The organism is Frankia sp. AgPm24 (assembly GCF_023243055.1).
GTDB classification, from domain to species: Bacteria; Actinomycetota; Actinomycetes; order Frankiales; family Frankiaceae; genus Frankia; species Frankia umida.
This window is the reverse complement of record NZ_JALKFW010000140.1, coordinates 1-25824: the sequence shown is the minus strand read 5'-3', so window position 1 is coordinate 25824 and position 25824 is coordinate 1. Positions and strand designations below refer to the sequence as shown.

The window sequence follows — 25824 nt, the reverse complement described above, 5'->3', positions numbered from 1 at the left end:
CCAGAGCCATGAAAAAGGGGGCAGTACATATTGGCACTGACAATCGGCACGCTGTTGAGTTCTCAAGGAGCAGGCGCTTACCGGACGACCATCACGAAGATGTCCGCATCCGTGCGACTGTGTTCCGACTTGCCAAGTTTGTGATGCGACGCTCGTCAGCTTCTCCCCAGTAGGGGCCGCCTCGCAGTCGCCATCCCCGAACCTCCGCCAGGAGGTTCCCGTCTGCGAGGGGCGGCCGTGGTGTTCGGCGTCCGCCGTGTCTCGCTGACAGAGAGAACATTACGGGTGGATGACGGGGAGCGTCAAATCAATCCCTGCCTCAGATGTGTGACCTATATCACACCACCGTCGGAGCGCTTCGAAGTGATGTTCTGATATGCGAGGCTAAGAGGTCTGAGCCAAGATCCCCTCAGGGGCCCCTAGTAGGCCCGTGACCTGGGCATTCGTAGCTGGGGCGCCGCTTGGCCGGCCGTTCAGGGCCGGGCCGGCGGCCGGCGAGGCCCACTGACGGTGGGGTCATCCGCCAGCCAGAACCGCCAGGGGCGCTCCGTGGCGCTACGGATCCCGATCCGCGGGCCGCTGTCGATGCGGGTCGCACGCGCGGTCCGGGTCACGGCGGCGGGATCGGCGCCGGGGTCGGCGTCCAGCGCGGGACGGTAGAGGGTCAGGGGGCCGTCGCCGGTGACACTCGTGCCGGTCATGGTGGGTCCGGCGGCCAGGACCCGTCCGAGCCGGCCAGGGCCCCGGGCGAGGTCACGCTCGGGCAGCGTCGGCCAGCGGGGCCGGAGCAGGTCGTGGCCTGCCAGCACCTCACCGGCGCGCAGCAGGACGGCGCAGGCCTGTCCAGGCGGGCCGCACACGATGTTCACACACCAGTGGACGCCGTAGCTCAGGTAGACGTAGGCCCGGCCGGGTGGGCCGAACATGACGGCCGAGCGGGGCGTCGGGCCGCGTGCCGCGTGCGAGGCCGGGTCGTCCACCCCGCCGTAGGCCTCGACCTCGGTGAGCCGAACGACGACCGGCCCGTGCCGGATCGTCGCCCCCAGCAGATCAGGGGCGACGGCCAGCACGGGCCGGTCGAAGAAGGCGGCGGTGCACAGGTGCGACGCCGCGGCTAGCCCATCGCCCACCGACGGTCCCGGTCCAGGACGGGCAACAGCGCCGCGAGCTGTTCGCGAACCCGGTCGGGAGCCGTCCCACCGGGGGCGGAGCGGGCCGCCAGGGCGCCGGACACCGAGAGCACCCCGCGCACGTCCGGGGTGAGCAACGGGTTGATCACCGCCAGGTCGTCGTCGCTGACCTCGTCCAGGTCGACGTCGTGCGCCACGCACCACGAGACGAGCTGGCCGACGGCCTCATGGGCCTGGCGGAACGCCACCCCCCGACGGACCAGGTACTCGGCCACATCGGTGGCCAGCGCGAACCCGTCGGGGGCGGCGGCGGCCAGCCGTTCGCGGCGGACCCGCATCGTGGCCACCGTCCCGGTCAGCGCCGGCAGGACCAGCAGGAGGGTGTCGACCGCGTCGAACACCGGTTCCTTGTCCTCCTGGAGGTCCCGGTCGTAGGCCAGCGGAAGACCCTTGAGCGTGGCGAGGAAGCCGGTGAGACCACCGATCAGCCGTCCCGACTTGCCCCGGGCGAGCTCGGCCACGTCGGGGTTCTTCTTCTGCGGCATGATCGAGCTGCCGGTGGCGAACGCGTCGTCGAGTTCGACCCAGCCGAACTCCCGCGTCGTCCACAGGACGATCTCCTCGCCGAGGCGGGACAGGTGCACCCCGATGAGTGCGGCGGCGAACAGGAACTCGGCGGCGAAGTCCCGGTCGGACACCGCGTCGAGGGAGTTCTCGAACGCCCGGTCGAAGCCCAGCTCGGCGGCGACCCCGCGTGGGTCCAGCGGCAGGGAGGAGCCGGCGAGCGCACCGGCGCCGAGCGCGCTGACCGAGGCCCGCGCGTCCCAGTCACGTAGCCGGTCGGTGTCGCGCACGAACGCCTGGACGTGCGCGGCCAACTGGTGGGCGAACGAGATCGGCTGGGCGTGCTGCAGGTGGGTCATCCCCGGGGCCGGGGTGTCCACGTGCTGTTCGGCCAGGGTGACCAGGGCGTGGGACAGCTCGGTGAGCCGGACCACGACCTGGCGGGCATGGTCGCGCAGATACAGCCGCAGGTCGGTGGCGACCTGGTCGTTACGGCTGCGCCCGGCGCGTAGCTTGCCGCCGAGGGCACCGAGGCGTTCCAACAGGCCGCGTTCGAGGGCGGTGTGGACGTCCTCGTCCTCGACGGTGGGCCGGAACGCCCCGGTCGCGACGTCGTCGGCGAGCCCGTCCAGAGCGGACAGCATCGCGGCGATCTCGGCGTCCTCGAGCAGCCCGGCGCGGTGCAGGACGCGGGCATGCGACTTCGAGGCGAGCAGGTCATAGGGCGCCAGCCGCCAGTCGAACTGGACGCTCACCGACAGGCGGGCCAGCGCCTCGGCCGGGCCGCCGGCGAACCGGCCGCCCCACAGCCGCATCGGCGGGCCGCCCGTCGGCGGCGCGCCGGCGTCGGCGGCGGCGGAATCGGTCGAGGTCACGGGTTCAGCCGCTGCTCACGGGCCGCCCAGACCTTGGTCGGCAGGCCCCACAGTTCGATGAAGCCACGCGCGTCCGACTGGTCGAACTGGTCGCCGGCGTCGTAGGTGGCCAGCGCGTGGTCGTACAGGCTCGCCGGGCTGCGCCGGCCGACGACCTGCGCGACCCCGCCGGCCAGGCGCAGGCGCACGTCCCCGGACACCCCGACGCTCGACGCGTCCACGAACGCGTCGAGGGCGAGCTTCAGCGGGGAGAACCACAGGCCGTCGTAGACGATCTCACCCCAACGCTGGTCGATGCCCCGCTTGAACCGGGCGACGTCGCGCTCGAGGGTGAGGTCCTCGAGGTCACGGTGCGCGGTGAGCAGGGTGATCGCGGCCGGGCACTCGTAGATCTCCCGGCTCTTGATCCCGACCAGGCGGTCCTCGATCATGTCGATGCGGCCGATGCCGTGCGCGCCGGCCCGGGTGTTGAGCTCGGCGACCAGGTCTGCGAGCCCGAGGGGGCGTCCGTCCAGCGCGGTGGGGATGCCGTCGGTGAACGACACCGTCACCTCGTCCGGGGTGCGGGCGACCGTCGGGTCCGCGGAGTAGACGAAGACGTCCTCCGGCGGCTGCGCCCACGGGTCCTCGAGGATGCCGCACTCGGCGGTGCGTCCCCACAGGTTCTGGTCGATGGAGTACGGGGAGCGCTTGGACACGTCGATCGGCAGGCCCCGCTCCTCGGCGAAGGCGATCGCCTTGTCCCGGGTCATGCCCGAGTCGCGGACCGGTGCCAGCACCTTCAGCCCGGGGGCGAGCGCGGACACTCCGACCTCGAACCGCACCTGGTCGTTGCCCTTGCCGGTGCAGCCGTGCGCGATGGCGTCGGCCCCGTGCTGGCGGGCGGCCTCGACGAGGTGCTTCACGATGATCGGCCGCGACAGCGACGAGATCAGCGGGTAGCGGTCCATGTAGAGGGCGTTGGCGCGGATGGCCGGGGCGACGAACGACTCGGCGAACTCGGTCCGGGCGTCGACCACGATCGACTCGACGGCGCCGCAGGTGAGGGCGCGCTGCCGGATCGCTTCGAGATCCTCACCGCCCTGGCCGACATCGACCGCGAGCGCCACGACCTCGGCGCCGGTCTCGGCACCGATCCAGCCGATCGCCACGGACGTGTCGAGGCCGCCCGAGTAGGCAAGCACGACGCGTTCGGTCACGGGACTTACTCCTTCTGTGCGGTGGGAGCTGCTATGGGGTGGACCTGCTGTGGGATGAGCCCGCTAGGTGACGGGGTGGTTCGGGTCGGCGGGAGCCGGCGCGGGTGGCTGCGGGTCGGGCGGTGCCGCGGTTCGGCCCCGTCCGTCGGCGAGCCACAGCAGATAGGCCGCGAGCGCCGGCCCACCGATCGGGACGACGCCGCCCACCGGCATCCTGCGCCGTGAGGGGGCGTCCCGGCCAGGCACACCGCCGCTGGACGGGCTACCGGCGTGTCCACCGGCCGGGCCGTCCGTGGGCAGCGCGGCCCGGCACACGACGAGGACGGTGTCGTCCCCGGCGATCGTGCCCATGATCGCCGGGGAGTCCTCGCGGTCGAGCGCGGAGGCGAACAGCTGCGCGGCGCCGGGTGGCGTGCGCAGGACGACCAGGTCGCCGTTGGCCTCGGCGGAGACGAGTAGTTCCTCGCACAGCCGGGTCAGTGGCAGCCGCACGGTCTCGGCCGGGGCGAGGTTGCCCTCGACGGCGTAGACCAGCGCACCGTCGACGCCCCGCACCTTCGCCGCGCCGATCTCCTCCAGGTCACGGGACAGCGTGGCCTGGGTGACCTGCACGCCTTCGGCGGCGAGCAGACGGGCGAGTTCCGACTGCGACCGCACGGACCGCTGACCGATCAGCGCGGCCAGGCGGGCCTGCCGGGCGTGTTTGGTCAGCGGTGCCGCCCTCCGCAGTCCGGTACCAGCGCCCGGACCGGTGTCGACCGCGTTCATCGTGCCGCGTCCGCCCCGCCCGCGCCTGTCCCGCCCGTGCCTGCCTCGGCCACGCCTGCCTCGGCCGCGAACAGCAGCGACAGCAGGGCCTTCTGCGCGTGCAGTCGGTTCTCGGCCTGGTCGAACACGGCCGAGTGCGGGCCGTCGAGGACGGAGCCGGAGATCTCCAGTTCCCGGTGTGCCGGCAGGCAGTGCAGGACCAGGACGTCGGGCTTGGCGGCTTCGACCGCCTTCTCGTCGAGCTGGTAGGGCTGGAAGACCAGCGAGCGACTGTCGGACTCGCCCTCCTGCCCCATCGAGGCCCAGACATCGGTGTAGAGCACATCGGCGCCGGCGGCGGCCTCCAACGCGTCGTGCATGACCAGGGCCTCCCCGCCGGTGGCCGCTCCGATCTCGTTGGCGTGCCGCACGACCTGTTCGAACGGCTCGTAGCCGGGGGGCGAGGCGACGTGCACCCGCATCCCGGCGAGGGCGCCGGCGAGCAGCAGGGAGTGGGCGACGTTGTTGCCGTCGCCGAGGTAGGTCAGGGTGAGCCCGGCCAGACCGCCGCGCCGTTCCCGGATGGTCTGCAGGTCTGCGAGGGCCTGGCAGGGATGGGCGTGGTCGGACAGGGCGTTGATGACGGGAACGTTCGCGGCGGCGGCGAGTCGCTCGAGGCGCTCCTGCGCGAAGGTCCGCACGACGATCGCGTCGACGTACCGGCTGAGCACGGCGGCGGTGTCCTCGATGGTCTCGCCACGGCCCAGCTGGGTGCTGGCCGCGTCGATGACGACGGGATGACCGCCGAGTTCGGCGACCCCGACGTCGAAGGACAGCCGGGTGCGGGTCGAGGGCTTCTCGAACAGCAGCGCCACCGAGCGACCCGCCAGCGGACGGTCCGCCGGGCCCGGCGCACGCCGCCGGGCCTTGTAACCGTCGGCGAGGTCGAGCACGGCGGCCTGTTCCGCGGAGGTCAGGTCGGTGTCGAGCAGGAAGTGTCGGGCCGTCATGCGCTGACCTTAGAGCCTTCCCCGGGCAGCTCGGCTGCCTCACGTGCCTGGGCGACCACACCCGGCAGCACGGCGAGGAAGGCGTCCACCTCGGCATCGGTGAGGACAAGTGGGGGGGCGAGCCGAATCGCGGTCGGCACCGCCGCGTTGACCAGGTAGCCGGCCTGCCGGGCCGCGATCTCCACGGCCGGGGCGTAGGGACCGTCGAGTTCGATCGCCCGCCACAGGCCCGGCCCGCGCACACTCAGCACACCCGGTATCGCGGCGGCGAGGATGCCGGCCGCCAGCCGGTCCCCGACCGTACGGGCGTGCTCGAGCAGACCGTCGGCGACGATGGTGTCGAGCACCGCGAGCGCCGCGGCGCAGGCGATCGGCCCACCGCCGAAGGTGCTGCCGTGGTCGCCGGGGCGCAGCAGATCGGCGGCGGCGCCAAGACCGACGCAGGCGCCGATCGGCAGCCCGCCGCCGAGCCCCTTCGCCAGGGTGACGACATCGGGGCGAACCCCGGCGCTCTGGTGCGCGAACCAGGCCCCGGTCCGCCCGACACCGCTTTGGACCTCGTCGAGGACGAGCAGCGCCCCCGCGTCGTCGCACACGGCTCGGGCGGCCGCCAGGTAGCCGGGTGGGGGCGGGACGACACCCGCCTCCCCGAGGGTCGGTTCGAGGAACACCGCGGCGGTCTGTTCGCCGACCGCCGCGCGCAGCGCCGCCGCGTCGCCGTAGGGAACGAAACGCACGCCGGGCAGCAGTGGTTCGAACGGGGCGCGCTTGGCCGGCTGCCCGGTGATCGACAGCGCGCCGAGAGTCCGACCGTGGAAGGAGTTCTCGGCGGCGATGATCTCCGGACGCCCCGTCCGGCGGGCGATCTTGATGGCGGCCTCGTTGGCCTCGGCACCGGAGTTCGCGAAGAAGACCTTCGCGCCGCCGACACCGGCTCCGGCGGCCGCGCCGTTGTCGCTGCCGCCGGGGGTGTGCGCGGTGAGCAGCTCGACGAGGCGTTCGGCGAGGCGGACCTGCGGCTCGTTGGCGTAGAGGTTCGACACGTGCCCGAGCGTGTCGAACTGGGCGAGCACGGCGGCGCGGATCGCCGGATGGGCGTGGCCGAGCACGCTGACCGCGATGCCGCCGAGCAGGTCGACGTACTCCCGGCCGGTGTCGTCCCAGACCCGGGTGCCCTGCCCGCGCACCAGCGACAGCGCCGGACGGCCATAGGTCGCCATGATCACGGCGTCCCGACGGGCGAGTAGATCGGCGTTCATGGCCTGTCTCCGGTCTCGGTGCTGGCAGCGGACGCCGGGGTGACGGTGGGCTCGACGGCGGTGCCCGGGGTGATCAGGGTGCCGATGCCGTCGTCGGTGAAGATCTCGAGCAGCAGGGCGTGCGGGACCCGGCCGTCGAGCACATGGGCCTGTGGAACACCGCCGCGCACCGCCCGGCGGCAGGCCTCCATCTTCGGAATCATGCCCGACGCGAGGGTGGGCAGGAGGGCTTCCAGTTCGGTGATGGTCAGCTCACTGAGGACCTCGTCGCTGGCCGGCCAGTCCGCGTAGAGACCTTCGACGTCGGTGAGGACGACGAGTTTGGTCGCGCCGAGGGCGACGGCGAGTTCGGCGGCGGCGGTGTCGGCGTTGACGTTGTAGACACCGCCGTCGACGCCCCGGGCCACCGAGGCGATGACGGGCACCTTGCCGGAGTCGAGCAGGGCGTTGACCGTTTCGGCGCGGACCTTGACGATGTCACCGACGAGGCCGACGTCGACCGGCTGGCCGTCGATGATCGCGGGCCTGCGCTTCGCGGTGAACAGGTTCGCGTCCTCACCGGAGAGGCCGACGGCGAACGGGCCATGGTCGTTGACGAGGCCGACGACGTCGCGGTTGACCTGGCCGAGCAGCACCATCCGCACGATGTCCATCGTTTCGGGGGTGGTCACCCGCAGGCCGCCGACGAACGTCGACTCGACGCCGAGGCGGGCCAGATGCGCGGTGATCTGCGGGCCGCCACCGTGGACGACCACGACCCGCAACCCCGAGTAGCGCAGGAAGACGATGTCTGCGGCGAAGGCGGCCCGCAGCGCCGGCTCCGTCATCGCGTTACCGCCGTACTTGACGACGATGGTCGCGCCCTGGAACCGCGACAGCCAGGGCAGCGCCTCGATGAGGACATGCGTCTTGGCGAGCGCGGCATGCCCACGGGCGGTCGCCGCGGGCCCACGAGCACCCGCGGGGACGGCGGCCGACTCGGTGCCGCCTGACTCGGCGGCTGGCGATGCGGCGGTGTCGGTCATGTCGAGTACGCCGAGTTCTCGTAGACGTAGCCGTCGGTCAGATCGTTGGTCCAGATCGTCACTTCGTCGGTGCCGCTGTGCAGGTCGACGAGGATGTCGATCCGCCGGTCGGCGAGATCGACGAGATCACGGTCGGCCCCGGGCGCGCCGGCGCGGCAGACCTGGACGCCGTTCATCGACACGTCCAGCGCGTCGGGTTCGAACGCGGCCGTGGTGGTGCCGACCGCGGCGAGCACCCGACCCCAGTTCGGGTCCTTGCCGTACAGCGCGCATTTGAGCAGGTTGTTGCGGGCGACGGCGCGGCCGACCTCCAGGGCGTCGGCCTCGCTGGCGGCGCCGACGACCGTGATCGCGATGGTCTTCGTCGAACCTTCGGCGTCGCCCAGCATCTGCTGCGCCAGATCGACACACACCTCGGAGACCAGCGCGGTGAGTTCGCCCGCGGGCAGGCTGACCCCGGAGGCGCCGGAGGCGAGCAGGAGCACCGTGTCGTTGGTCGACAGGCAGCCGTCGGAATCGACCCGTTCGAAGCTCACCCGGGAGGCTTCCCGCACGACGTCGGCCAGGGTGGCGGCGTCGGCCACCGCGTCGGTGGTGATGACGACGAGCATCGTGGCCAGTGAGGGAGCCAGCATCGCCGCGCCCTTGGCCATTCCCCCGACCGTGACGCCGGGGGTGGTCGTGGACGTGCGGACCGCCATCTTCGCGACGGTGTCGGTGGTGCGGATCGCCTCGGCGGCCCGGGCGCCACCGTCGCCGTCGAGCTCACCGGCGGCGCGGGTCACGCCCGCCAGCAGATTCTCCATGGGCAGTCGGACGCCGATCAGCCCCGTGGAGCAGACCGTGACCTCCCCGGCGCCGATACCGAGCAGGCTCGCGGCGTGTTCGGCGGTGGCGTGCGTGTCCCCGAAGCCGGCCGGGCCGGTGCAGGCGTTCGCCCCACCGGAGTTGAGCACCACGGCGCGCGCCCGCCCGTCGGCGAGCACCTGGCGGGTCCACAGCACCGGCGCGGCCTGGACGCGGTTGCGGGTGAACACGCCGGCGGCGGCATCGAGGGGGCCGTCGTTGACGACGACGGCGACATCCGGGTTGCCGGACGGTTTCAGCCCGGCCGCCACGCCGGCGGCGCGAAAGCCCCGTGGGGCGGTGACGCTCACAGTTGCCCTCCCAGGCGCCTGACGGGGGTGGTCACGGTGCGATGCCCTGGGCGGTGAGCCCGGTGGTCTCGGGCAGGCCAAGCATCAGGTTGGCGCACTGCAGCGCCTGGCCGGCCGCACCCTTGCCGAGGTTGTCGATGGCGGAGACCACGATCACCCGGCCGGACTCGGCGTCGTACGTGCCCTGCACGTGGACGGCGTTGCCGCCCAGCGTCGCGGCCGCGCGCGGCCAGCGCCCGGGCCGCAGCACCCGCACGAACGGCTCCCCCGCGTACGCCGCGCGCAGCGCCTCGTGGACGACCTCCGCATCGACACCCGGGAGCGCGCGGCCGGAGCAGGTGGCCAGAATCCCCCGTGGCAGCGGGGCCAGCACCGGCGTGAACGACAGGCTGACCGGCACCCCGGCGACCCCGGACAGGGCCTGCGCGATCTCGGGGCGATGCTGGTGGGTGCCCACCTTGTAGGCGGTGAGGTCGGCCATCACCTCGCTGCCGAGCAGGTTCACCTTGGCCGATCGGCCCGCGCCCGAGGTGCCGCTGGCGGCGACCACCGTCAGATCCCGCGGTTCGACCAGACCCGCGGCCAGCACCGGCGCGAGGGCCAGCGAGGACGCCGTCGGGTAGCAGCCCGGCGCGGCGACCCGGGTGCTGGCGGCGATGCGCGCCCGGGCGCCGGGCAGCTCGGGCATCCCGTATGTCCAGCTACCGGCGTGCTCACCGCCGTAGGCCCGGGCCCAGGCGGCCGGATCGGCCAGCCGATGGTCGGCGCCGAGATCGACCACGCGGACGCCCTGGGGCAGGGCCGCGGCCACCGCTCCCGACTGCCCGTGCGGCAGCGCGAGGAAGATCAGGTCTGCTTTGCTCTCGACAAGTGCCTGCGTGTCAGCGAAGACTCGACCTTCGAGGTCGGGCAGGTTCGGGTGCACGTCTGTCACCGGCAGGCCGGCGGAGGTGTTCGCCGCCAGCACGCCGATCTCGATATCCGGATGGCCGAGCAGCAGGCGTAGCAGCTCCCCGCCGCCGTAGCCGCTTGCTCCCGCCACCGCCGCCGTCACTCCCATACGAGAACTTATACACTCGCCCGCATGTTCATTCAATCGTTTTCGCTGAAGTCGAGGCCCGGCGCGACGGGTCCCGCCCCGCTCTGACAGGCCCTGCCCCGCCCCGAGGGGCCGTGCGAGCCGGCCGGTCCGGCGCTGGCCCCCTCACGCCGGGTCGCCAGGTCGCGTCCGGGTGCGACACCTGCGTGACGGTATGTGGCAGCTCGCTAAGCTGACGCCTCAATGACGGGGGAGACGAGGGTCGGGCGACATGCCCGCCCGACACAGCGGTGATCGTCGATCGGGACCGGGTCGAGCGCGCCCTGCCCGGCTACGAGGTCGGCGATCGGCTGGGCTCGGGTCAGTTCGGGCTCGTGCTGTCCGGCCAGCACCGGCAGATCGGCCGGCCGGTAGCGATCAAGGTCATGGAGGCGGACCGGGCCGAGGCGGTCCGCCTCGAGTTCGCGGCCGAGGCACGGGCGCTGGGTCGGCTCGACCATCCACACATCGTGCGTGTGCACGACTATGTGGAGGCCGAGGGGCTCTGCCTGGTCGTGATGGAGCTGCTCGCCGGCGGCACCCTCGCCCACAGCCGCGCCGGGCTGACCGCGCCGGAGATCGCCGCCGTGGGTCTGGCCGTCGCGGCCGCCCTGCAGCACGCGCACACCCGCGGCGTGCTCCACCGAGACATCAAGACCGACAACATCATGTTCGCCGCCGACGGCGCGGTGAAGGTCACCGACTTCGGTATCGCCAAGATCTTCGAAGGGGTCGCGGCCACCGCCAGCAGCGTCTCCGGCACCCCCATGTACATGGCGCCCGAGCAGATCCGCCGCGGCCGGATCGGTCCGGCCACCGACCAGTACGCCCTCGGCGTCCTGCTCTACCACCTGCTCACCGGACGACCGCCCTTCGATCCGCTCCAGTCGGTCGAGGCCCTGTGGGAGCAGCATCTGCACGATCCACCCCCGCCCCTGACGGGAGTCCCCACCCCGATCGCCGGGGTCGTGTTGCGCGCGCTCGCGAAGGACCCGACCAGGCGGCATCGCGACGCCGACACGTTCGCCCGCGCCCTCGCCCGGGCCGCCACCCTGAGTCATGGTCCCGGCTGGACCGACCGGGTAAGGCTCGTCCTGCACCTGTCCCCCGGTATCCGCGCCGCCCTGCAGGACGCATCGCCAGCGCCAGCGCAGGCCCCCGTCACGAGCGGCCACGCGTCCACGTCCACGGCTGCTCCGCCCACTCCAAGGGCCCTGCCCGCGGTACCGGTGGCGCGCCCGGGTGCACCGACCGACGCTTCCCCGGACGCCTCCACCCTGCCGCCGGCCACCCTGCCGCCGGCCACCCTGCCGCCGGCCACGCCGCCGCCGGTCGACCCGCGCCGGCCGTCCCGGCAGCACCGGCGCGCGGGGCGAGGGGCGGGCGAACGGGCGCGGACAGCGGCGGTTCTGGGTGTACTCGGCGTGGCCGTGCTCGCGGTGCTCGCGGGTGTGGTGCTGCTCGGCGGCCAGGGCTCCACCGCGGGCGGTGCGGGCCCGCCGCCGGTCACGGTGCCCAGCCCGAATCCAGGCCACGATCCGGCCAGGGCGGCCGACTGGTCGAAGGCACGCCCGCTGCTCACGTTGCCCGCCCGCGCGGACACGGCCACGTCGGTGATGTTCCGTCCGGACGGCAGTGTCGTCACCGGCGCCGAGGACGGCGAGGCGCGGCTGTGGAACATCTCCGATCCCGCCCATCCGGCGACCATCGGTGAACTGCCCCGGGACGGTTCCCCGGTGCGCGCCCTCGCCGGTTCCCGCGACGGACAGCTGCTGGCCACCGCCGCCCAGCTGCCGGCCAGCCACATCGCCCGGCTGTGGAACATCGCCGATCCGACCCGGCCGCAGGCCCTGCCCGTCCCCTTCGACCAGCAGGCCAGCGGCATCCTGTCGGTGGCGTTCTCGCCGACGCGACCCCTCGTCGCCACCGGCGGGACCGACCGGTCGGTCTGGCTGTGGGACGTGTCCGATCCCGCCAACCCGCAGCGCCTCAGTGCCTTTCCCGGGGCGGACAGCGGCGTGTGGGCACTCGCTTTCTCCCCGGACGGACGGATGCTCGCCAGCGGCGCCAGGGACGGGTCCAGCTGGCTGTGGGACGTCACCCAGCCGAACGACCCGCGGCGCCTGGCGACCCTGTGCACCAGCGGCGGCCCCATCCGGTCGCTGGCGTTCGCGCCGAACGGTCGCACCCTGGCCAGCGCCAGCGACGACGGTCTGGTCCGGCTGTGCGTCATCGCCGACCCGACCCATCCGACCCTGGGAGCGACCTTCACCGGGCACACCGGCGCGGTGCGGACCGTCGCGTTCTCGCCGGACGGCCGCATCCTCGCCAGTGCGTCCAACACTTTCCGCGACCGCGACATCCGGCTGTGGGATGTCAACGGCAGCGGTGGGCGCCAGCCGGTGGCCGTCCTGTCCGGACACACCGCCGGGGTGTGGTCGGTCGCGTTCTCCCCGGACGGCCACACCCTGGCCAGCGCCTCCGAGGATCACACCATCCGCTTCTGGCGCTCCGGCTAGGAGCGCAGGGTGGCGCCGGTGCGGTCGGCGGCCAGCGCGACGGCGGCGTCGCGGACCTCGTTCGCCTCGGCGGCGGTCAACGTGCGGTCGGCGGCCCGCAGGCGCAGACCGAAGGCCAGCGACCGCTGCCCCGACCCGACCTGCGCGCCCTCGAACACATCGAACAGGGTCAGCGACTCCAGCAGCGCACCGGCTCCCTCCCGCAGCGCCGCCGTGACCCGCGCGACGGGCACCTGGACGGGGACGACCAGCGCCACATCCCGATCCGCCGGCGGATAGTTCGAGATCGACGGTGCGACGACCGGCGGGGCGACCGCGGCGACCTCGAGCAGCGCGTCCAGGTCCAGTTCCAGCGCCACCGACCGCGCCGGCAGACCCACGTCGGCGAGTACCCGCGGATGCAGTTCACCGGCGTGCCCGACCGGCCGTCCGGCCAGCGACAGCGCCGCGCACCGGCCCGGATGCCACGGCATCGTGTCACCGGCGGTGACGGTCAGCCTCAGACCGAGGGCCTCGGCCACGAGGTGGGCGACGTCGAGGGCGTCCGCCCAGTCAGCCGCTCGGCCCGGCCCCGCCCAGCCCGCCGGCTCGGCTCGGCCGGTGAGCAGCGCCGCCAGGTGACGGGGCTGCTCGGGCAGGCTCGCGTCCAGGTCGGCGATCTCGTCGGCGCTCGGCCGGCGATCCACCGGTGGGACGCTGACCCGCGCCGGACCGCCGGGACGCTCCCGGAAGACCAGGCCGGTCTCGAACAGGGCGAGGTCCTGCTGGCCGTGGCCGAGGTTGCGCACGGCGGCGCCGATCAGCCCCGACAGCAGCGTGGTCCGCAGGTAGGCCGCGTCCTCGGCGATCGGGTTCGCGACCCGGACCGCCGCGCGCCGCGGGTCGTCCGCGGCCAGGCTCAGCGCGTCGGCGGCGTCCTCGGCGACGAACGGCAGCGTCTGCACCTCGACATGGCCGGCGTGCGCGAGCGCCCGCCCCACCTCTCGTCGCAGCCGTTGCGCCGTGGTGAGGCCACGTCCGGCGGGCAGCCGGGGCAGTGTCACCGGAATCGTGTCGTACCCCTCCAGCCGGACGATCTCCTCGACGAGATCCGCCGGCCGGGTCAGATCCGGCCGCCACGGCGGCGGGACGACGGCCAGCACCGTCTCCTCGGGCAGCTCTGACCCCTCGGGCAGCTCTGACCCGTCCTCGGTCACCCCGGAGATGGTGCAGCCGACGTCGGCCAGCCGGCGCAGCACCGTCTGGGCCGGGTAGGGACGTCCGGCCAGTCGCTGCGCCTCACCCAGCGGCAACGGCACCACCGGGGTGGCCAGACGATGATCGATGTCGGTGACGCCCGGCTCGCTGGTGGCACCGGCGAGCGAGACGAGCAGGTCGACGGCGGCCGCGGCGGCGACCGCGGGCAGCGCCGGGTCGACACCGCGTTCGAAGCGGCGCGACGCCTCGGAGGACAGCCGGTGCCGGCGCGCGGTCCGGGCGACGCTGATCGGGTCGAAATGCGCGGCCTCGAGCACGATGTCGGTGGTCGTCGCCGAGATCTCGGTGCTGGCACCGCCCATCACCCCGGCCAGCGCGATCGGCCCGGAGTCGTCCGCGATGACCAGGTCCTCGGGGTCGAGGACGCGCTCGACGTCGTCGAGGGTGCGCAGTGTCTCGCCGGGCGCGGCGCGGCGCACGACGATCGTCCCGATGAGTTTCGCCCGGTCGAAGGCATGCAGCGGCTGGCCGAGGCCGAGCAGCACGGCGTTGGTCACGTCCACGGGCACCGAGATCGAACGCATTCCGGACAGTGCCAGTCGCCGCGCCCACCCCATCGGCGTCACGGCCGCCGGGTCGACACCGGTGACCACCCGGGCGACATACCGGTCGCAGCCGACGGTGTCCGCCACGACCACCGGATACCCGGCCCCAGCACCGGACGTCCCAGCACCGGACGTTCCAGCACCGGACGTTCCAGCACCGGACGTTCCAGCACCGGACGTTCCAGCACCGCCGTCGACGGCGGCTTCGGGTCGGCCCGGGTCGTCGAAGGGCAGCGCGAACGCGGTGGCGGCCTCCCGGGCGATGCCACGCACGGACAGTCCGTAGCCGCGGTCCGGGGTGATGGCGATGTCGAGCACCTCGTCGGCGAGCTCGAGCAGCGTGGCGACGTCCGCGCCCAGCGGCGTCGACGGCTCCAGGATGAGGATGCCGTCGTGGTCCTCGCCGAGGCCGAGCTCGCGTGCCGAGCAGATCATCCCGTCGCTGAGATGGCCGTAGGTCTTGCGTGCGGTGATCGCGAACCCGCCGGGCAGCACCGCCCCGGGCAGCGCGACGGCCACCCGGTCGCCGACCGCGAAGTTCAGCGCCCCGCAGATGACCCCGCGCACCGCACCCGCGTCATCCTCGACCCCAGCCCCAGCCCCAGCCCCAGCGGCGGCGCCGGCGGCGTCCTCGGCGACAGGCGAGTCGGCGACGCGGACCTGGCACCAGCGGACGGTCTTCTTCTTCGTCTCGACCGCCTCGAAGCTGACGATCTCGCCGACGACCACACCGGAGACGTCGCCGCCGACCGTGCGCAGCCCTTCGACCTCGAAACCGGCGCGGATCAGCGCGTCCGCGACCGGCCGCGTGGGCGGCAGACCGGGAACGTGTTCCCGCAGCCAGGACATCACGATGAGCATGGCGTCAGTCCTCGATTCCGAACGGGAGGCCGAAACGGACGTCCCCGTCGACGAAGTCACGGATCTCGCGGACGCCATAGCGGATCATCGCGGCGCGTTCCAGGCCCATCCCGAACGCGAATCCGCTGTAACGAGTCGGATCGACACCGGCGGCCCGCAGCACGTTCGGGTCGACCATGCCGCAGCCGAGGATCTCGATCCAGCCCTCGTCGGAGCAGACCCGACACGGCTGGCGGGCCGTCTCGCCGTGGCAGGAGAAACACTGCACGTCCAGTTCGGCCGATGGCTCGGTGAACGGGAAGTAGGACGGACGAAGCCGGGTGGACAGTCCCGTCCCGAACAGCGCCTCGGCGAAGGTCGCGAGGGTGCCGCGCAGGTCGGCCATCGTGATGCCCTCGTCGACGGCGAGGCCCTCGAGCTGACCGAACACCGGCGAGTGGGTCGCGTCGATGGCGTCGTTGCGGTAGGTCCGCCCGGGGGCGACCACGTACACGGGCAGGTCCCGGGCCAGCAACGAGCGGATCTGCACCGGGGACGTGTGGGTGCGCAGCAGCCGGCCGGAGCCGGCGGGTTCGACGTAGAGCGTGTCGTGCATGCTGCGGGCGGGATGGTCCGGGGCCATGTTGAGGGCCTCGAAGTTGAACCAGTCGTGTTCGACCTCGGGGCCTTCGGCGACCTCGTAACCCATCGCGACGAACACGTCGACGAGCCGGTCGGACAGCGAGCTCAGCGGATGGCGCGCGCCGCGACGGCGCCGCGCGGGCGGCAGCGTGACGTCCACCCGTTCCTCGCGCAGCACCCGGGTGTCGCGTTCGGCGGTGAGCTGCGCCAGCCGGGTGTCGTAGGCGGCCTGCACCTGCGCGCGGGCGGCGTTGTGCCGGCGGCCGGCGTCGGCGCGGTCCTCCCGCGGCAGCGCGCCGAGTTCACGGCGGGCCAGCACCAGCGGGGCGTTGTCGCCCTGCACATGGGCGGTCCGCACGGCGGCGAGGGCGTCCAGATCGGTGGCGGTGGTGATCGAGGCCAGCGCCGCGGTGACGGCCGCGGCCAGCTGGTCAGGGTCGAGGGAGTGGACCCGGGACGGGTCGACTGTCTCTCCAGGGGCGGGCACGGAACTCTCCAGGGGTGACGCTCACCGGTGGTGTCGGTGACGCAGACAGGAATGGCCCGGGGCGCCCGCCGGGAACGCCCGGTTCGGCTGACCTCAGCCGAAGACCGGACCGCCGGCGGGCACGAAAAATCGGAACTCGGCGCCGCCGCTGGGAGCCCGGCCCACGGAGATCGTGCCGCCATGCGCCTCGATCAGCGCCTTGGCGATGTAGAGGCCGAGGCCGGTGCCGTTGCCGCGGCTGGCACCGCGCCAGAACTTGGTGAACACCCGGGCGGCGTTCGCCTCGGAAACACCTTCGCCCTCGTCGGACACGCGCACCTCCGTGCCGGACTCCTCACCGCGCAACAGCACGGTCACTGTACCCGCTCCGTGGCGCAGCGCGTTGTCGACCAGGTTGTGCAGCACCTGCTCCAGCTTGTCCGGATCGACCCACATCTCGGGCAGTTCGCCCTCTTCGACGAGGACGAACCGGCCGGCCCCGGCCGCGCCGGAGGCGATCTTTCCCTCGAGGACGGCGCGCAGCCGCGCGGGCAGGTCGATGATCTGCTTGCGGACCTGGATGCGCCCGGAGTCGATCCGGGAGACGTCGAGCACCTCGGCGAGCAGGCGGGTCACCCGGTCGGCGTCGGTGTTGACGGTGTTGAGCATGAGCTTCTTCTGCTCGTCGGTGAATCTGTCCCATTTGGCGAGCAGGGTGGCGGTGAAACCCTTCACGCTGGTCAGCGGCGAGCGCAGCTCATGGGCGACGGTGGCGACCAGATCGGCCCGGTTGCGCTCGAGCCGTTCCCGGCTGGAGGTGTCGCGCAGCGCCAGGGACACCCGCGCGAGCCGACCGGCGACCCGGGTGAACTGGACGGTGACGTGGAAGTCCCGGTCATGGTCGGACCCCGCGTAGGTGAGGCGCCGCTCCGGCTGCCCGACGACCCGGGGCATCCGGCGGCTGACCGCCGAGCACTCCCACCAGTCGTTGCCGCGTTCGTCGAGCAGCGGCAGCACCTCGGTGAGGTGACGCCCCAGCGCGGGACGCGCGGGTACGCCCAACAGGCGGGACGCGGCGCGGTTGAACACCTCGACCGTGCCGGCCGCGTCGGTGACGACGATGGCGTCGGGCAACAGGTCGAAGGCGGCCACGGGGAGGGGCCCGTCCAACATGGCCGGGCCGGCGGGTTCGTCGTCAGCAGTCATGGCCTCGCCTGGTGCCGGATCAGCGGTGCTGGTCGAACCCTCCGGGGCGGACGTCGACGCGATGATGTTCACCACCGCCGACCACCTCCTCCGGTGCCTTCGGTACCGGCCGTTCTCCGCGCCCGCGCCGACGCGTACAGGCACAGCGCGGACGCAACCGCAAGATTCAGGGACTCGGCCTGACCGTACACCGGGACCCGAAGTGTCGAGTCCGCGGCAGCCGCCACGGCCGCGTCGAGTCCGTGTGCCTCGTTGCCGAACAGCCAGGCTGTCGGTCCGTCGAGGTCTCCGGCGGCCACCGCCGCGTCGATGTCGCGCGCCGCGCCGCCCGATGTGGCGACGATGCGGCACCCCTGGGCGCGCAGCCCGGCGATGGTCTCGACCGGCTCTGTTTCGACGATCACCGGAAGGTGGAAATGACTGCCGGCGGACGAGCGCACGCACTTGCCACCGAACGGGTCGACGCCGCTGCCGGTGAACACGACCGCGTCCGCCCCGGCCGCGTCCGCGCTGCGGATCACGGTGCCCGCGTTACCGGGATCGTTCGCCGCCACGCACACCGCGACCAGCCGGGGTGCGACCAGATCCGCGAGCCGGTGCCGTGGGAGCGTGGCGACGCCGACGAGTCCCTGCGGGGTCACGGTCTCCGAGAGCGCCGCGGCCGCCGCCTCGGTGACCACCCGGACCGGAACACCGGCCGTGCGCAGCAACACCTCGTGGCGTGCCGCGGCGGTGGCCCCGACGAACACCTCGAGCAGCGCGCCCGCCGCCACCGCGGCGCCGACCGCCTGCGCGCCCTCGACCAGGAACCGCCCCTGTTCCCGCCGTTCGGCGGCCTTGTGCAGCCGCCGCGCGGCGCCTACCCGAACCGACCGCGGCCCGATCGCCGCGGCCGCGGCCCCGACCCCTGCCCTGGCCCGGGTGGCAGCAGCACCAGCGGCGGCGGCCCGGGCGTGGGCAGGGGCGGTGACAGCGGCAGGAGCCACGGCGGGGTCACCCGCTGCCTGCACCGTCCGATCTCGTGCGGGGTTCAGGCTGCGCTCGGCTCCGGCGCCGCGGCCACGGCTGCCCGGGCCACCTCGACCAGCGCCGCGAACGCCGCGGCGTCGTTGACAGCCAGGTCAGCGAGGATCTTGCGGTCCACGTCGACGCCGGCCAGCTTCAGGCCCTGCACGAAGCGGTTGTAGGTCATGCCGTTGGCCCGCGCCGCGGCATTGATACGAGTGATCCACAGCTGCCGGAAGTCGCCCTTGCGCGCGCGACGGTCCCGGTAGGAGTAGGTCATCGAGTGGAGCATCTGCTCCTTGGCCTTGCGGTACAGCCTGGAGCGCTGGCCCCGGTAGCCGCTGGCCTGTTCCAGGACCGTGCGACGCTTCTTCTGGGCGTTGACCGCCCGCTTCACGCGTGCCATGAGGGCACCTGTCTCCTTCGTTCGGGTGCGGCCGGAATCGTGTGGGCGCCCTAGCGGGCGAGCAGGCGCTTGATCCGGCGGTCGTCGGCCTTGGTCAGCGGAACTTCACCCTCAAGGCGACGGGTGCGGCGGCTCGACTTGTGCTCGAGCAGGTGGTTGCGGCCGGCCCGCCGCCGCATCACCTTGCCGGAGCCGGTGATCCAGAACCGCTTGTTCGCGCCGCTGTGGGACTTCTGCTTGGGCATGTCAACATCCTGACGGTGGACGTGGTTGGTCGAACGACCGGCATGGCGATACCGCCGCGCGACGGGACTCCCCGCCCACGTGCGGTACGACCGCGCAGGTCAGGCCGTCTCCGGCCAGACCGGGCCAAAAAACAGGCCGGGCACATCTAACCGAACGCACCCATATCGGGTACACCCGGGCCGGCGGTGGCCAGACCTGACGGATCAGGCCGGGCCGAGCCGGTCAGGCCTGATCAGAGGTAGCCAGCCGCGGACTCCGGCAGCCGCTGTGGCTTGGTGGAAGAACCCTTGTGCGGGGCCATCACCATGGTCATGTTTCGACCATCCTGCTTGGGCTGGGCCTCGACATAGCCGAGTTCGGCCACGTCGGCGGACAGCCGCTGCAACAGGCGGATCCCCAGCTCCGGACGGGACTGCTCCCGGCCACGGAACATAATGGTGATCTTGACCTTGTCGCCGGCCTTCAGGAACCGCACGACGTGACCCTTTTTGGTCTCGTAGTCGTGCGGGTCGATCTTCGGGCGCAGCTTCATTTCCTTGATGACGGTCTGGACCTGGTTCTTCCGAGCTTCCCGACGCTTCTGGTCGGACTCGTACTTGAACTTCCCGAAGTCCATCAGCTTGCAGACCGGCGGACGCGCCGTCGGCGCCACCTCGACGAGGTCGAGGTCGGCCTCCTGGGCCATACGCATGGCCTCGCCGATCGCGACGATGCCGATCTGCTCGCCCTCGGCGCCGACAAGGCGCACTTCGGGAACGCGGATCCGGTCGTTGATGCGGGACTCTGTGCTGATGTGTTCCTCCGTTGCTCGACGCGCGGGCGCGACCTCACCGCAGCGGAGCACCGAGCCTGGTGACACCAGGCTCCCGGCCGACAACCGCGGGAACGGCTCGGCCGACCGGCGACCCGGCCACCGCGCCTACCGCCTCGAACGAGGCCCGCAGGAACTCCGGTGACTCGGGTGGAGGGCGAACCCCCGCTTGGTCCTGCCGGACAGGCTCCGCGCCCCCGTTCGGAACCGTCGCAAACGACGGCACCGTCGGACAGCTGGAGCCGACCGGCATCGGTCTCTGCCAAGACTAGCACCCAGCCCGCCCAAGTGGCGATCACTCGCACCCGACGCACCGCACCCCCGAACTCCCCCTGGGCGGTTTGTTCGTGGATTCGGGTGGCTGGCGCGGCGGCACCGCCGGGGCAGGTCGACCTGGCGGGATATGTGAGGTCAGGCGTGCAGGCCGTGACCGAGCTGGCGGCGCACCGCCAGGGTCTGGCCGAGGCCCGCCCCGACCAGCAGGACGGCGATGCCCGATCCGCCGCCGAGCTGTTCGGACAGCAGCCGGGCCACCTCGACTCCGTCCAGCTGACGCCCCGCCCGGCCACGCGGCATCACGACCAGCACCGGCCGCCCACCGCTCCCGACTCCACCGGCAGGGCTGGCGGAATCGGCCTCGGCAGCGGCAGCGGCGGCGGCGGGGCTGGCGGGTGCGGGGTCGGCGGCGGGCCGCGCCGTGAGTTCCGCCGGCCAGGCGGTGATCGGCAGTGCGAGGGCGCGCAGGGCGGACCGCACGCGGGTGCGCGACAGCGGGCCGTCCGGATCGGTCGGCGGGCGCAGCGCGGAAAGCGACTGGTCATCGAGTTCGGGGCTGGGTTCGCGGGCGGGCAGCAGGTCGAGGCTGGCGGTGTGCGGGCCGGCGACGTCGATCACCATGGCGCCGAGGCCTTCCTGCGCGGCCTGCGCGAAGGCGTCCGGCCCGGCGACGGGAACCGGCCGGGCGGCCGGACGCCAGGCGGCGAGCGTGGCGACGCTGGTGAAGACCGGCAGGGCGCTCGCTCCGGACGCGGTGCGCAGCGTGATCAGTGCCATCTCGCTGCCGCGATCGGCTCCGGTGGCCTCATCGACCGAGGTGGCCTGCGCTTCCACGCCGACGAAGACCCGGGCCTCCCGCAGCGCCACCGTGAGTGCCGCCGGGTCGATGCGCCCGGTGTCACCGGCCGCGGCCAGCACCCGGGCGAGCTCCGCGTCGGCCTCCCCCTGGTCACCCTGCCCCGCCGGTTTCAGCAGATCCCGCGCCATGCTGCCCAGCCTATTGCCGCGCACCCTGGTGACGGTTCCGCGGAACCGTCGGCACCACCCCTTGATGGTGGGGTGACGCACCGGTGACCATCCGCGGCGGATATGTCAGGCTGATCCGTGTGGTCACGGGGGAACAGCGCACAGGAGAACAGCGCACGGCTGGCCCGCCCCCGGCGGGCGATGTCGAACCGGTGGATTTCTTTGTCTCCTACACAGGCGCGGATGAGGCCTGGGCCACCTGGGTCGGGGCCGTTCTGGAAGAACAGGTCCGGGCGGACGGCCGGCGGGTGCGGGTCAGGTTGCAGGCGTGGGACTCCCCCGCCGGGGCGAACTTCGTCACCTGGATCAGCGACCAGATGGATGCCGCCGCCAGCACCATCGCGATCTGTTCCCCGACCTATTTCGACTCCCACTGGTGCACCGCGGAATGGACCGCCGCCCTGAACAGGCGCGCCATCATCCCGCTGCGCGTAACCGACGTCGGAATACCGACCATTCTGGCCACCATCGGCTACCGCGACCTGCACGGTGGCATCGATGAGACGCTCGCCCGCAGACGCCTGCTGGAAGCTGTCGGCCTCGCCGCCGTGGCACGTCAGTCCCAGGGATTTCCCGGTACGAGCATGGCGCCAGGGAACGGAACGGCGACCGAGGCGAAGGATGCGGTAGGAGCGGCGGAGGAGGTGTTCCCGGGCCGGATTCCCGTGGTGTTCAGTGTGCCGCCGAGGCTGCGCCGCTTCACCGGCCGTCAGCCTCTGCTCGACCAGATCAGAGCCGGGCTCACCGATCACCGCTTCGATTCCGGCTCCGGCTCCGCGTCGGGCGTGGCCGGCCGGCGGGTGGCCATTACCGCGTTGTACGGCCTCGGCGGGGTCGGCAAGTCCCAGCTGGCCATCGAGTACGCCCATCGGCACGCCGCCGACTACGACCTCGTCCTATGGGTGGACGCCGAGCAGACCGCGTTGATCCCGGCGCGGCTCGCCGCCTTCGCGGCCCGGCTGGACGTACCGTCCGTCGGCCAGGTCGCCGATGATGCCGCCGCGGTACTCGGATGGCTGGGACGGCACCGGCGGTGGCTGCTCATCTACGACAACGCCGAACTCCCGGCCGGGCTGCGGCCGTGGCTTCCCGCCGGATCTGGTCACACCCTGATCACATCCCGGCAGACCGGCTGGGGTGCGCTGGCCGACCCGCTCGAGATCGATGTGATGGACCGCGCCGAGGCGATCGCGCTGCTCGTGCGGCGCCGCCCCACGCTCGATCCTGGTGTGGCCGACGAGCTGGCCGAGGTACTGGGCGATCTACCGCTCGCGCTGGAACAGGCCGCCGCCTATCTCGACGCGACCGGCACCTCCGCCGCGCGGTATCTGGCCCGGCTCCGAACGGAGCAGGCCGCGATGCTGGGCAAGGGTGAGGACCTTGCCCACGGCGGCACCATCGCCAGCCTGTGGGCGGTCACCCTGGAAAGGCTCCAGCAGAGTCAGCCGGGTGCCGTCCGGCTCCTGGAGCTGTGCGCCCAGCTGGCACCGGAACCAATCCCGCTCACACTGTTGCGGGCCGAGATGATACGGCCAGAACGCCGCCGCCGATGGTGGGCGCGGCAGAGCTCAGGCGCTGCGGAGATTCCCGGCGGGATTTCCGATGCGCTCGACACGATCGCCGCCTACTCCCTTGCCCGCCGCACCGACAGCAGCCTCACCCTGCACCGGCTGCTCGCCACGGTCATCCGCACCCGACAGTCCGATGCTGAGCGGAATACGGCCGCCGCCACCATTCGCCGGACGCTCACCGCCCGCCTTCACCAAGCCGATCCCGAAACTCCGGCTGACTGGCCGGTCTGGGAGGAGCTGTCCACACATCTCACCACCGCCCCCGCCCTGCATCCAGACATCCCCACCGATCCCGTTCACCCCGACAGCCGCAATCTTGTCCGACAGGTCAGCATTTTTCTGACTGCCCACGGTGATTACCAGGCCGCCGCCGCCCTTGACCGCACCATCCACATTCGTGACCGCCACACCCTCGGCGACAACCACCCCCACACCCTGACCTCCGCCAGCAACCTCGCCCTCGACCTGCGCCAGCTTGGTGAGGTTGAGGCCGCGGCGGCGCTTGAGGCGGAGTTCGGCCTCAGCGGCGCGGCGGAGGACGGGTTCTGAGGGGGCGGTTCCGCGGAACCGGCTGGCGGTCGCTATCCGATGCCGGCGGGACGGTTGTCCGCGCTGGCGGCGGTCAGGGCGGGGCGGGCGAGGGCCAGGGCGGGGCCGCTGCCGGGGAGGGGGGCGGTGGCGATGGCGCCGGCGAGGCGTTGGAAGGCGAAACGGGTGCGGCGACGTAGGCGCAGCCAGTTGATCGGGCGGCTGTCGGCCAGCGCTGGGTCGAACGGCACGGGCACGGTGATGTACGCGCGGTCCTCGAGATGTTCCAGGCGCATCCTCGCGCCGCGACTGAGCCGGGACGGGTAGGTCTCGACCACGGCGACGATCACCGTGGTGGCGAGGTCGCCGCGGCCGGCCGCGATGAGGGAGGTCAGGGCGTCGTCCGCCCCGGCGATCTCCGCCTCACCGGCCCGGACGGTGAGCACCAGCAGGTCGGCGCGGGCGAGCAGGGTCGCGGGGACGGGCTGGTTCCAGCCGGAGGGCGCGTCGGCGACGATCACCGGGTACCAGTGGCCGAGCAGGTCCAGCGACCAGGCCAGTTCCTCGGGTACGAGCCCCGGGCCGACGAGGTCCCGCATCCCGGCGAGGACGTCGAGGCCACCGGAACCGTCCGAGGCGAGATAGCGCCGGACGTCGTCCAGGGACGACACGGGTGGGCGGGCCGCGGCGAGTTCACGCAGACCGACACCTGGCGGGATGAGCCCCACCCGGTGTGCCAGCAGCCCGCACTGGTCGGGCGAGGCGTCAACGGCGACCACCCGATGACCATGGTGGGCGGCCATCGCGAGACCGAGGCCCGCGGCGACCGTCGTCCGCCCGCCACCGCCCCCGAAGCCGCCGACCAGCACCCGCCGGCCACCGCCTCGCGTCCGCGCGAACGCCGCGCTGATCGCGTCCACCTCGGCCCCGCCGGCCAACCCGACCGAAGGCCGATGCTGCACCGCGGCTCCCCGCGCCAGGACGGCGGCGCTGCGCACCCGCTCCGGCAGCCCGGCGAACCGTCGTGGCACCACCCCGCGGGCCACCGTCGCCCCTGTTCCCGCCGCCGCTCCCACCGCGGATGCCGACCCCGCCTGTGCAGGCGACCCGGCCCACGCGTCCGACATCGTCGAAGGCCCTGGCCCTGGCCCCGGCCCTGGCTGCGCCGCCGGCATGGTGATCCCTGCCGGCGGCCCACCGGACGGTGCCACCCAGGGCCCGTCCTGCCGCGCGGGCCCAGGCCCGGCCACCGCGGAACCACCGGACACGGTGATCTCGGCTCCGTGATAGCCCGGCGACCCGTCCGCCGAGGTCGGCGTGGGCGTTGCCGGACCGAACGGGGGCGGCGCGGCGAACGGTGGCGGCGCGGGGCTCGGTGGCGGCGGGATCTGCTCGGGCGGCCGGACGGGCGGGCTCGACGGCGTCGAGGCGGCAGCCGGGAAGGGCAGCGGCGGTAGTTCGGGCGCGGCCGAGGCAGACTCGACGGGCAGGGCAGCGGATCCGGAAAAGCCAGCGACCCACGGTTCGAGTGGCTGACCAGGCGAAGACGACTGACCGGGCGCCGGCGGCTCGCCGGGCAACAGCGACTCACCGGGTGTCGGCGGCCCCGTCGGCTGTCCCGGCTCGCCGGCAGCCGGCACAAGAACCGTCATGCTCCCCCACCGTTCCCCGGGCGGTGGGATGGTCGGCGGCGGACCTGGCACCCTGCGGACCACTGGCGTCGTGGGCCGGCCCGCCGACGCGGAACCTCCGGGCTCACCGGACGGCCCAGACGGCGCGACCGCACTCGACGCGGCGGCCGGCCCAGCGGGCGCAGACGGCGCAGACGGCGCGATCATGCCGTCCGGTAGGACGAGCCTGCCTGGGCCGCTGGTCGCCGCGGCGCTGCTGGGCGCTGAGGGCAGGACCATCCCGGGGGGACCGAACGGCGAGGATTCCCACGTCGGCGCGGGGACGGGCGGCATTGGTGCGGAGGCGGGCGGCATTGGCACAGACCCCACAGACCCCACAGACCCCGGAGGTGCCGGCGGGGCTGGCGGCGCGGCGGGCGTGGGCGGCACAGCAGGCATAGGCGGCGGGGCTGGCGGCGCGGCAGGCACAGGCGGCGCGGCGGGCATGGGCGGCGCGAACCTGGATGGAAGCAGGGGCGGGGGTGGGGCCGGTGGGGCTGGTGGGGTCAAAGCGGCCAGGTCGGGGGTCCAGCCGGTGGTGGGGCGGGCGGGGGACGGCGCGGGCGCGCCGTCGTCGGTGCTCGGGGCGGGTGCTGGGCCGAATCCGTCGTGCGGCGCGGGTTCGAAGCCTGGGGACTCGTCGGGATGGAAGGCACCTGCGTCCGCGGGGGCGAAGGCGGGCGGGGACCATCCGTAAGCCGGCGCCGGGTACGCCACCTGCGGCGCGGAGGCGGAGCCAGGTGGGGACGGCGAAGCCGCCGGGGGC

Annotated in this window: 20 protein-coding genes; 2 read left to right on the top strand and 18 right to left on the bottom strand. The window is 73.0% G+C overall.

All coding sequences use genetic code 11. The annotated features are described in order from the left end of the window. Positions 1 to 473 precede the first annotated feature (473 nt). The 9 genes from MXD61_RS06330 to argC all read right to left on the bottom strand — a co-directional run bounded on the left by MXD61_RS06330 (position 474) and on the right by argC (position 10026). Positions 474 to 1130, bottom strand: coding sequence for a DNA-3-methyladenine glycosylase (locus tag MXD61_RS06330; RefSeq protein WP_248811888.1), 657 nt, complete (start codon positions 1128 to 1130; stop codon positions 474 to 476). Then, positions 1115 to 2509 (bottom strand): argininosuccinate lyase, encoded by a 1395-nt coding sequence (argH, locus tag MXD61_RS06325; RefSeq protein ID WP_248811891.1) that lies wholly within the window; start codon positions 2507 to 2509, stop codon positions 1115 to 1117. Before argH ends, MXD61_RS06330 begins: the two co-directional genes overlap by 16 nt. A 56-nt stretch (positions 2510 to 2565) precedes the next feature. Next, entirely contained in the window at positions 2566 to 3768 is a 1203-nt protein-coding gene (locus MXD61_RS06320; protein ID WP_248811887.1) for an argininosuccinate synthase, read from the bottom strand. Between the two features lie 63 nt (positions 3769 to 3831). Then, the gene (gene argR / locus MXD61_RS06315) at positions 3832 to 4536 is read right to left on the bottom strand and encodes an arginine repressor (RefSeq protein WP_248811886.1); all 705 of its coding nucleotides are present in this window, start codon (positions 4534 to 4536) and stop codon (positions 3832 to 3834) included. Next, positions 4533 to 5525, bottom strand: coding sequence for an ornithine carbamoyltransferase (argF, locus tag MXD61_RS06310; protein WP_248811885.1), 993 nt, complete (start codon positions 5523 to 5525; stop codon positions 4533 to 4535). Before argF ends, argR begins: the two co-directional genes overlap by 4 nt. After that, positions 5522 to 6784: an acetylornithine transaminase gene (locus tag MXD61_RS06305; RefSeq protein ID WP_248811884.1), complete on the bottom strand. Its 1263-nt coding sequence runs from the start codon at positions 6782 to 6784 to the stop codon at positions 5522 to 5524. Before MXD61_RS06305 ends, argF begins: the two co-directional genes overlap by 4 nt. Continuing rightward, on the bottom strand, positions 6781 to 7809 hold the full coding sequence (argB, locus tag MXD61_RS06300; protein WP_248811883.1) for an acetylglutamate kinase: 1029 nt from the start codon (positions 7807 to 7809) through the stop codon (positions 6781 to 6783). Before argB ends, MXD61_RS06305 begins: the two co-directional genes overlap by 4 nt. Then, complete coding sequence (gene argJ / locus MXD61_RS06295) at positions 7806 to 8966, bottom strand: bifunctional glutamate N-acetyltransferase/amino-acid acetyltransferase ArgJ (RefSeq protein WP_248811882.1); 1161 nt, start codon at positions 8964 to 8966, stop codon at positions 7806 to 7808. Before argJ ends, argB begins: the two co-directional genes overlap by 4 nt. A gap of 31 nt (positions 8967 to 8997) precedes the next feature. Beyond that, positions 8998 to 10026 carry an N-acetyl-gamma-glutamyl-phosphate reductase gene (argC, locus tag MXD61_RS06290; RefSeq protein ID WP_248811881.1) on the bottom strand — a complete coding sequence of 343 codons (1029 nt, stop codon included), beginning with the start codon at positions 10024 to 10026 and terminating at the stop codon, positions 8998 to 9000. A 269-nt stretch (positions 10027 to 10295) separates the two neighbouring features. Between argC and MXD61_RS06285 the strand changes: the two genes are divergently transcribed. Continuing rightward, a complete protein-coding gene (locus MXD61_RS06285; RefSeq protein ID WP_248811880.1) occupies positions 10296 to 12563 on the top strand; it encodes a WD40 repeat domain-containing serine/threonine protein kinase in 2268 nt (755 codons plus the stop codon). Here MXD61_RS06285 and pheT read toward each other — a convergent pair. From pheT to MXD61_RS06245, 8 genes are all read right to left on the bottom strand, one after another. Next, positions 12560 to 15226: a phenylalanine--tRNA ligase subunit beta gene (pheT, locus tag MXD61_RS06280; protein WP_248811879.1), complete on the bottom strand. Its 2667-nt coding sequence runs from the start codon at positions 15224 to 15226 to the stop codon at positions 12560 to 12562. The genes MXD61_RS06285 and pheT overlap by 4 nt on opposite strands. A gap of 4 nt (positions 15227 to 15230) precedes the next feature. Continuing rightward, positions 15231 to 16334 carry a phenylalanine--tRNA ligase subunit alpha gene (pheS, locus tag MXD61_RS06275; protein ID WP_163549630.1) on the bottom strand — a complete coding sequence of 368 codons (1104 nt, stop codon included), beginning with the start codon at positions 16332 to 16334 and terminating at the stop codon, positions 15231 to 15233. A gap of 93 nt (positions 16335 to 16427) precedes the next feature. Continuing rightward, positions 16428 to 17519, bottom strand: coding sequence for a HAMP domain-containing sensor histidine kinase (locus MXD61_RS06270; RefSeq protein WP_248811890.1), 1092 nt, complete (start codon positions 17517 to 17519; stop codon positions 16428 to 16430). Between the two features lie 68 nt (positions 17520 to 17587). Beyond that, positions 17588 to 18403: an RNA methyltransferase gene (locus tag MXD61_RS06265; RefSeq protein WP_248811889.1), complete on the bottom strand. Its 816-nt coding sequence runs from the start codon at positions 18401 to 18403 to the stop codon at positions 17588 to 17590. A gap of 146 nt (positions 18404 to 18549) precedes the next feature. Then, a complete protein-coding gene (gene rplT / locus MXD61_RS06260; protein ID WP_248811878.1) occupies positions 18550 to 18930 on the bottom strand; it encodes a 50S ribosomal protein L20 in 381 nt (126 codons plus the stop codon). Between the two features lie 50 nt (positions 18931 to 18980). Beyond that, entirely contained in the window at positions 18981 to 19175 is a 195-nt protein-coding gene (gene rpmI, locus MXD61_RS06255) for a 50S ribosomal protein L35 (protein ID WP_163549632.1), read from the bottom strand. A 233-nt stretch (positions 19176 to 19408) separates the two neighbouring features. Further along, entirely contained in the window at positions 19409 to 20020 is a 612-nt protein-coding gene (gene infC / locus MXD61_RS06250; protein WP_163549636.1) for a translation initiation factor IF-3, read from the bottom strand. A 378-nt stretch (positions 20021 to 20398) separates the two neighbouring features. Continuing rightward, a complete protein-coding gene (locus MXD61_RS06245) occupies positions 20399 to 21250 on the bottom strand; it encodes an SseB family protein (RefSeq protein WP_248811877.1) in 852 nt (283 codons plus the stop codon). A gap of 119 nt (positions 21251 to 21369) precedes the next feature. Here MXD61_RS06245 and fxsT point away from each other — a divergent pair, with 119 nt between their 5' ends. Next, on the top strand, positions 21370 to 23409 hold the full coding sequence (gene fxsT / locus MXD61_RS06240) for an FxSxx-COOH system tetratricopeptide repeat protein (RefSeq protein WP_248811876.1): 2040 nt from the start codon (positions 21370 to 21372) through the stop codon (positions 23407 to 23409). 32 nt (positions 23410 to 23441) lie between these two features. Here the strand turns inward: fxsT and MXD61_RS06235 are convergent, their stop codons facing one another. Then, complete coding sequence (locus MXD61_RS06235; protein ID WP_248811875.1) at positions 23442 to 24422, bottom strand: chromosome partitioning protein; 981 nt, start codon at positions 24420 to 24422, stop codon at positions 23442 to 23444. Between the last annotated feature and the right edge of the window lie 1402 nt (positions 24423 to 25824).

Coding starts and splice junctions, on each gene's coding strand:
- argH (WP_248811891.1), bottom strand. CDS start 2,509: ATGCGGCTGTGGGGCGGCCGGTTCGCCGGCGGCCCGGCCGAGGCGCTG.
- argR (WP_248811886.1), bottom strand. CDS start 4,536: ATGAACGCGGTCGACACCGGTCCGGGCGCTGGTACCGGACTGCGGAGG.
- argF (WP_248811885.1), bottom strand. CDS start 5,525: ATGACGGCCCGACACTTCCTGCTCGACACCGACCTGACCTCCGCGGAA.
- MXD61_RS06305 (WP_248811884.1), bottom strand. CDS start 6,784: ATGAACGCCGATCTACTCGCCCGTCGGGACGCCGTGATCATGGCGACC.
- argB (WP_248811883.1), bottom strand. CDS start 7,809: ATGACCGACACCGCCGCATCGCCAGCCGCCGAGTCAGGCGGCACCGAG.
- argC (WP_248811881.1), bottom strand. CDS start 10,026: ATGGGAGTGACGGCGGCGGTGGCGGGAGCAAGCGGCTACGGCGGCGGG.
- pheT (WP_248811879.1), bottom strand. CDS start 15,226: ATGCTCATCGTGATGTCCTGGCTGCGGGAACACGTTCCCGGTCTGCCG.
- MXD61_RS06270 (WP_248811890.1), bottom strand. CDS start 17,519: ATGACTGCTGACGACGAACCCGCCGGCCCGGCCATGTTGGACGGGCCC.
- rplT (WP_248811878.1), bottom strand. CDS start 18,930: ATGGCACGCGTGAAGCGGGCGGTCAACGCCCAGAAGAAGCGTCGCACG.
- rpmI (WP_163549632.1), bottom strand. CDS start 19,175: ATGCCCAAGCAGAAGTCCCACAGCGGCGCGAACAAGCGGTTCTGGATC.
- MXD61_RS06245 (WP_248811877.1), bottom strand. CDS start 21,250: ATGGCGCGGGATCTGCTGAAACCGGCGGGGCAGGGTGACCAGGGGGAG.